Origin of the sequence: Actinoplanes sp. NPDC048791, assembly GCF_040650095.1 — a bacterium.
In the GTDB taxonomy this organism is placed as follows: domain Bacteria; phylum Actinomycetota; class Actinomycetes; order Mycobacteriales; family Micromonosporaceae; genus Actinoplanes.
Map to the genome: position 1 here is coordinate 1 of NZ_JBEZGQ010000334.1, position 7,889 is coordinate 7,889.

Here is a 7,889-nt window from a genome sequence, read left to right on the forward strand (position 1 = left end):
GCGAGGCCGACCTGGGCGGCCTGACCGGCGGCGCGCGCCTCGCCGACGACCACAACGGCTACTCCGGCGAGGGCTTCGTGGCCGGGCTGGAACGGACCGGAGCGGGGGTCGCCCTCACCGTGACCGGCGTGCCGGCCGCGGGTGACTACCGGGTGCAGGTGCGCTACGCCAACGGCCAGGCCGGCAGCCAGCCTGTGCAGACGCGGACGATGGCAGTGACGGCCAATGACACCGCGCCGGCCACGGTCACGCTACCGCCGACCAGCGGGTGGGACTACTGGCGTACCGCGTCGGTCCTGGTCTCGCTGCGGGCCGGCACGAATACGGTGGCGCTCGGCTGCCCCACCGAGCAGAGCTGCAACGTCAACGTGGACACCGTCGCGGTCACCGCGAAGAACGCACCGCTGCTCGCCCCGCACGCGCCGCTCGGCGGCTACCGTCGCGGCCTGGACAACGTCAACGGCGGCGCGCGCACGTACGGCGGGCTGCTCTACCAGGACGGCTGGTCGCTGCTCGACGACTCGGCGTCGGCGCTCTACCGCCCGGCCACCGGCACCGTCACGCAGCGCCGGACGGCCGGGCAGGACGGGTACGTCTTCGCGTACGGCCAGGACTACCGCCGCGGGCTGCGCGAGCTGTCCACGCTGACCGGGCCGACCAAGCTGCTGCCCCGCTGGGCGTACGGCGTCTGGTACTCGGAGTACTACGACCGGACGGCGGCCGAGTTCCAGGGCCTGGTGTCGCGGTTCGCCAGTGAGGGTGTGCCGCTGGACGTGCTCGTCGTGGACACCGACTTCAAGGCGCCGGACAAGTGGAACGGCTGGTCGATCGATGCCACCCGGTTCCCCGACTGGAAGGCGTTCGCCGCCGGGCTGCGCTCCCGGGGCGTGCACACCGGACTGAACATCCACCCCAGCATCCTCGGCTCCGACCCGGCGTTCCCGCGGGCGCAGCAGCTGGCCCGGGGCAAACTGCAGAAGGTCGGCTGCAACGGCGGTCCCGACTGTTACGTGTTCGACTTCGGTGACCCGGACCAGCTGAAGGCGTACCTGTGGCTGCACGACCAGATGGGCGCCAAGGGCGTCGACTTCTGGTGGCTGGACTGGTGCTGCGACAGCTCCCGGTCCACCTTGGCCGGCGTCACCCCGGACGCCTGGATCAACCAGCAGTACGCCGACAAGACCGGGTTCGCCTTCTCCCGGGCGTACGGGTCGCTGCAGGCCGGCGGCTACGGCAACCCGGGTCCCGTGCCGACCGGGCCGTGGGCCGACAAGCGGACCACGCTGCACTTCACCGGCGACACCATCTCGAACTGGGAGACCCTGCGGTTCGAGGTCGGCTACACCCCAGGCGAGTCTGCGGCCACCGGGCTGGCCGCGGTCAGCCACGACATCGGCGGGCACACCGGCGGGCTCCAGGAGCCGGGCAGCGAGCCGGGCAGCACCAAACTGCCCGACGACCTGTACGCCCGGTGGGTCCAGCTGGGCACGTTCCAGCCGATCGACCGGCTGCACTCCAACCACAGCGACCGGCTGCCCTGGCAGTACGGATCGGCCGCGAACGCCTCGGCCAAGAAGTTCCTCAACCTGCGCAAAAAGATCCAGCCCTACACGTACGCGGCAGCGGCCGAGGCCACCCGCACCGGCACTCCCATCGTCCGGCCGATGTACCTGGCGTACCCGGGCGAGCAGGAGGCCTACGCGACGGCCGGCAGCCAGTACCTGTACGGCCCGGACCTGCTGGTCGCCCCGGTGACCACGCCGGGGGCGACCGCCACCACGACGGTGTGGTTCCCGCCCGGAAGCACCTGGACGGACTACTTCACCGGCAAGCGGTACGCGGGCGGCACCACCGCCGCGGTCACCACGACGCTGGACACGATGCCGGTCTTCGTCCGTTCCGGAGCGGCCCGGCCGTAATTGAGGCAGGGCAGCAAAACGGCGGGTGCCGGGCAGCTTCCAGGCCCGGCACCCGCCGCTCGCCTCTACGCGGGCTCGATCCAGAGGTTGCGGTAGCGGACGTTGGCGCCCGGGTCGCCGTGGTCCTGCAGGCGGATGGGCAGCATGTCCGGTCCCTCAGCGGCGCCGTTGCCGGTGGGACCGTCGATCGCGACGTTGTTGTGCACCGTCGTGCCGTTCCAGACCACGGTGACGCGGGCGTCCTCGGTCTTCGTCGTGCCGCTGTAGCGGGCGGCCCGGAACGTGATGTCGTAGGTCTGCCACGTCTCCGGGGCCGTCCCGGCGTTCGCGGACGGCGCTCGTTTCAGGTAGATCGCCGCGCTGTCGTTGTCGGCCGGGGTCGCTTTGCCGTACGAGTCGAGGATCTGGACCTCGTAGCGGTCCTGCAGGTAGATGCCGCTGTTGGCCCGGGCCTGCCCGGTCACGTCGGCCGGCAGGTTCGGCAGCCAGAACTCGGCGTGCAGCTTGAAATCGCCGAAGGTCTGCTTGGTGCGCAGGTCCCCGCCGAGCACCTCGGCCGAGCCGCCGGAGATCGGCCAGGTCGGCGCGCTGCCGTCGGCGTTCTGGAAGGCCTGCAGGTTGCCGCCGTCGAACAGCGTCACCCGGCTGGTGCCGTTGTGGGTCCACTTCTGCTGGGTGACGTTGGCCGGCGTCCAGATCTGGAGCTGGGTGCCGTCCGCGCTCGAGCCGCCCGCGGCGTCGAGCACCTTGCCGGACTGCGGGTTGAGCAGTGACCCGTCGGCCTGGGCCTGCCACACCTGCGCGGTGCTGTTGTTGCAGGTGTAGAGCTGCACCTTGGTGCCGTCGGCGGTGCCGGCGTTGTCGATGTCGAGGCACTTGCCCAGCGCCCGCAGGGTGTCCCCGTTGCGGGTCCAGCTCTGCGCGGTGGAGTTGTTGCAGGTGTAGAGCTGAACCTTCGCCTTGTCGGCGTTACTGGCGTTGTCGACGTCGACGCACTTGCCACCGATGCCGGTGATGGTGCCGGTCCGCGCCGTCGTGGTGCTGCCGCTGCCGGTACCGACGGTCAGGCTGTCCAGGTTGACGTTGCCGACGTCGCCGGTGTCCACCTTGTAGGCGACCGTGTTGCCACCGGCCCGCAGGGTCACGGTGTCGGTCTTGGTCGCCCAGGTGTCCCAGTTCCCGGTGTCGGCCAGGCTGACCTGCCGCACCTTGCTCCCGTTGACGTACAGGCTCACGGTCTTGGCGCCGGCCGACGGGTTCGGTCCATTGCTGAAGCGCAGCCCCACCGGGTACGACCCGGCCGACGGCACGTCGACGCTGAAGGTCGTCGCCGCGCCGACCGAGCCGTAGCCGGCGACGAAGCCCGAACCGGTGTAACCGGTGTGGTCGGAGGCCACGCCCGCGGTGCCGCTGAGGCCGGCGTTCTCGGCCTCGACCCGGTCGGTACGCAGCGTCGTGCCGTCGGCCAGGCTGTTGAGCGTGTACCAGGCCTCGGTGCTCCACAGCGAGGTGCCGGACGTCGAAGTGAAGGGGCGCGGGGAACGGACGTGCACGACCCGGCCCGGCTTGAGCCCGTTGAGCTTGAGCGTCACCTTGAGCCGGTCCGCCGAGAGGGTCGCCGACGCCACCGACAGGGACTCCTCGTCGACCTTGGGGCCGCCGTAGGACGGGGTCGGGACGTAGCGCCACTGCTCGGCCCGGTAGCGCGCGGGGAGCTGGGCGGCGGTGCTCTCCGACACGGGCTGGGTGTACTCCAGCTCGAAGCCGCCCGCGACCGCCCGCATCGCCTTGATGTCGAAGACGCTGGTGCTGTTGGGCGTCAGCTTCTGCAGCCCGTACGTGAGCTTGCCCTCCTGGCCCCAGTTGCCGCCGGCGCCGAGCCCACCGTAGTAGAGCGCACCGTCGGGTCCCTGACTCAGCCGCAGCACACCCGACTCCAGGCCCTGCGTGAGGCGGAAGACCGCGCCCTGGTACTGGCCGTTGATCTTCTCCAGGAACGCGCGCTGGATGCCGCCGTACGTGACGTCGCCGAAGAGCATCTGGCCCGAGTACGGTCCCGAGTTCAGCAGCAGTGGCGTGCTCGGCGAGTTGGCGATCTCGTTCTGCGGCAGCCACAGCACCGGCTGGGTGACCGGCTGGTTGTCGAACGGGCCGTCCGGGTTGGTGTAGTGGTTGAAGAAACGGTTCGCCTTGATCTGCACGAGTTTCGAGGCGGGCAGCCAGCCGCCCTGGTTGTCCAGGACGAAGATGTCGCCCTCGGGTCCCCAGCCCAGACCGTCGGGGGTGCGCAGGCCGCCGGCGACGTACTCCACCGCACCGGTCGAGCGGTTGATCTTCAGGCTGGTGCCGCGGTTCGGTGAGCCCTGCGGCTGGGTGGTGGCCCCGCCGAGGTCGATGGAGACGGACAGATTCAGGTAGAAGTAGCCGTCCTTGTAGAGCAGGCCGAACGCGAACTCGTGGAAGTTGCCGTCGAACGGCCAGGTGGCGACCCGGCGGTACTGGTCGGTGACGCCGTCGCCGTTGGTGTCGTTCAGCTCGGTGAGCTCGTGCTTCTGCGACACGTAGATCTTGCCGTCGACGATCTTCAGGCCCATCGGCTCGCGCAGCCCGGTGGCGACCTTCTTGTACGTGACCTGGCTCGGCGACGTGCTGCCGGTGACGCCGCTGAGGACGTACACCTCACCGGCCACGGTCTCGCTGCCGCCCCAGGTGGCGATGGCCAGGCGCCCGTCGGGGAACCAGTCCATCGCGCTCACCTGCGGCTGGAAGCCGGCCGGGCGCAGGTTGGTGAGCGTGTAGCCGGGGTGCACGGCGTTGAGCGGCAGGCCGTCGCCGGGGCTGTCCCCCGCCGCCTCGCACTCCTTGCGCCCGGGCGCGGTCACCCGGACCACGCCGGCGTCGGTGCTCAGCGCCGAGTTCGGCACGACGGTGAACGCGGTGGCGCCGGGCTGCCGCCATTCCAGGGTGAGCTGCTGGCCGCCGGTGGCCTCGAAGTAGTCGATGTGCAGGCTGTGGTACCCGGTCGTGAGGGTGATGCCGCCCTCCATCGAGGTCACGCCGTGCAGCCCGTCGTGGTTGATGACGGTCGCGCCGTCGATCAGCAGCCGCGAGCCGTCGTCGCTGGTGAGCCGGAACGTGTACAGGCCGGCCGCGGGGATGGTGACGTTGCCGATCACCTCGGCCTGGAAGTTGTCCTCGACGCCGAAGTCCGCGGCGGTGCTCCAGTTGACCGTCGGCAGGAGCTTGTCGACGTTCGGGGTCTGGCCGGACTTGAGGGTGCAGATCCGGTCGCGCGCGGTCTGCAGGTCGAAGGTGCGCAGCGTGACGCCGGGCTGCTGCGGCGGGACTGCCGCGGCGGCGGGGACCGCTTGCAGCAGGCTGGCCAGCAAAGCGGCGCCGACCAGCAGAGACATACGGGGACGGGTGAACATCGACATTCTCATAGAGCGCTCTCCCCAGACACCGGGACGGTCGGGATCGAGGGTCGACGACCATCGATGTCTGGGAACGCTAGGCTCCTTCTGCACCAAAGTCCACAACTTTGGTTACCGGGCTATGAACTTTTGCATTTTTCTTCAGAAGTCAGTCAGCCAGGTGGGCGCCGATCTCCGTCTCGCTGACCCGGGTGGGCTCCAGCACCCGGTGCAGGAACTCGCGGGTGCGCTCCTCCCGCGGGCTGCCGAACACCGTGGCGGGCGGGCCCTGTTCGACGATCACCCCGTCGTCCATGAAGACGACGCGCGCGGCGACCTCCCGGGCGAACGCCATCTCATGGGTGACCACGAGCATGGTCATGCCCTCGGCAGCCAGGCCGCGCATGACCGCGAGCACCTCGCCGACCAGCTCGGGGTCGAGGGCGCTGGTCGGCTCGTCGAAGAGCATCAGCTGCGGGTCCATCGCCAGGGCCCGGGCGATGGCGACCCGCTGCTGCTGGCCGCCGGACAGCTGGGCGGGATAAGCATCGGCCTTGTCGGCGAGACCGACCCGGTCCAGGTTCACCGAGGCGATCCGGCCCGCCTCGGCCCGGCTGCGCTTGAGGACCCGGCGCTGCGCGATGGTGACGTTCTCCCGGACGGTCAGGTGACCGAACAGGTTGAACTGCTGGAAGACCATGCCGATGCCGCGGCGGACGGCGTCGATGTCGCAGTCCGGGTCGGTGACCTCGACACCGGCCACCCGGATCGTGCCGGCGCTGGGCTCCTCCAGCAGATTCACACAGCGCAGCAACGTGGACTTGCCGGAGCCGGACGGGCCGATGACGCAGACGACCTCGCCCGGATCGACCGAGAGGTCGATGCCGCGCAGCACCTCCAGCTTGCCGAAGGACTTGTGCAGGCCGGCGATCTCGATGGTGGACATCGTGCTCACCTCTCTCTCCGGGCCCGGCGCTCCAGCCCGCGGACCAGCTGGGACAGCGGCAGGGTGATCACGAGATAGAGCAGACCGGCCACCACCAGCGGGGTCGGGTTGACCCGCGTGTTGAGCGCGTCGCCGGCGAACTTGGTCAGCTCGATCGTCGTCGAGGTCACGCCGAGGACGTAGACCAGCGAGGTGTCCTTGGTCAGCAGGATGATCTCGTTGGTCAGCGGCGGGATGACGATCCGGAACGCCTGCGGCAGCACGATGGAGATCATCGCGCGGGTGTGCGACATGCCGAGCGTACGGGCGGCCTCGAGCTGCCCCTTGGGCACCGCCTGGATGCCGGCCCGGATGGTCTCCGCCATGTAGGCGGCGGCCGTCAGGCCGAGACCGACGGTCACCGAGCCGTAGACCCCACCGGGGATCTCCCGGTCCGGAAAGGCCAGCGGCACGCCGTAGCCGACCATGAACAGCACCAGCAGCGCGGGCAGGCCGCGGAACAGCTCGATGTAGGCGGTGGCGAGCCACCGGTACGGCAGGATCGACGACAGCCGCATCAGGGCCAGGACCAGCCCGACCGTGAGACCGAAGACGAACGCCAGCAACGTGTACGCGATGGTGTTGCGCAGCGCGACGGTGATCGCCTGGGGGAACATGCTCCCGGCGACGTCGAGCCGGAAGAACGCGTCGGACAGCCGGCCCCAGTCCGCGGCGCTCACCGCGGCCACGATCACCAGCGCGAAGACGACATAGCCGGCGACGCGGGCGATCCGCTGCCGCCGGCGACGGCTCATGACCATGGCGTGGATCAACTGACCGGCTTCTCGCCGATCCAGCTCTTGTAGATCTTGTCGTACGTGCCGTCGGACCGCGCCGCCGTGAGGGCCTCGTTGACGACCTTGAGCAGCGCCGCGTTGCCCTTCTTGACGGCGAAGCCGTACTGCTCGCCGGTGTCGAACCCGGTGGCGACGACGACCTTGCCCGGGTTGGCCTTGATGTACTCGTTCCACACCGGCAGGTCGTTGACGGCCGCGACGATCTGGTTGGTGGCCAGCGCCTGCTGGAGCGCGGCGAGGTCGCGGTAGGACACCACCTCGATGTCCAGCTTCTTCTCCTTGACCTGGGCGTTGATGTACTCCTCGCCGGTGGTCCCGCCCTGCACGCCGAGCCGCTTGCCGGCCAGCTCCTCCAGCGTCTTGACCTCCTTGCCGGTGAGCACGGCGAGCGCCTGGGTGGCGTCGAAGTACGGCTCGGAGAAGTCGAGCACCTTCTTGCGTTCCTCGGTGATGGTCATGCCGGCCGCGGCGAGGTCGCACTTGCCGGCGTTGAGGTCGGAGCCGGACTTGATGCCCTCGAACGGCGTGTCCACGATCTCCTGGGTCACCTTGAGCTTGGCGGCGACCAGATCGACGAGCGCGACGTCGAAGCCGACGACCTTGCCGGCCGCGTCCTTGGACTGGAACGGCGCGTACGGCAGGTGGGTGCACGTGGTGAGCACCCCGGACTTCACCAGCGCCACACCGGTGTCGGTGGTGCCCCCGGTGTCCTCTTTGGCGCAGCCGGCAACGCCGCTGATCGCCAGCACCGCGGCGGCCGCGAGGGCCGCCGCGC

General features: G+C 69.9%; 5 protein-coding genes. 1 reads left to right on the forward strand and 4 read right to left on the reverse strand.

Annotated features, from left to right (window positions below; genetic code table 11):
• Positions 1–1,919: TIM-barrel domain-containing protein (locus AB0C29_RS23245; protein ID WP_360823572.1), on the forward strand; the 1,919-nt coding region annotated here is incomplete at its 5' end.
• A gap of 65 nt (positions 1,920–1,984) precedes the next feature.
• Here the strand turns inward: AB0C29_RS23245 and AB0C29_RS23250 are convergent.
• The 4 genes from AB0C29_RS23250 to AB0C29_RS23265 form a co-directional block, all read right to left on the reverse strand.
• Positions 1,985–5,332: a family 16 glycoside hydrolase gene (locus AB0C29_RS23250; protein WP_360823575.1), complete on the reverse strand. Its 3,348-nt coding sequence runs from the start codon at positions 5,330–5,332 to the stop codon at positions 1,985–1,987.
• Positions 5,333–5,501: 169 nt separating this feature from the next.
• A complete protein-coding gene (locus tag AB0C29_RS23255) occupies positions 5,502–6,278 on the reverse strand; it encodes an amino acid ABC transporter ATP-binding protein (RefSeq protein WP_360823578.1) in 777 nt (258 codons plus the stop codon).
• Positions 6,279–6,283: 5 nt separating this feature from the next.
• Positions 6,284–7,072, reverse strand: coding sequence for an amino acid ABC transporter permease (locus tag AB0C29_RS23260; protein ID WP_360823581.1), 789 nt, complete (start codon positions 7,070–7,072; stop codon positions 6,284–6,286).
• Between the two features lie 14 nt (positions 7,073–7,086).
• Positions 7,087–7,889 (reverse strand): ABC transporter substrate-binding protein (locus AB0C29_RS23265; RefSeq protein ID WP_360823584.1); only part of this gene is annotated, 803 nt, incomplete at its 5' end.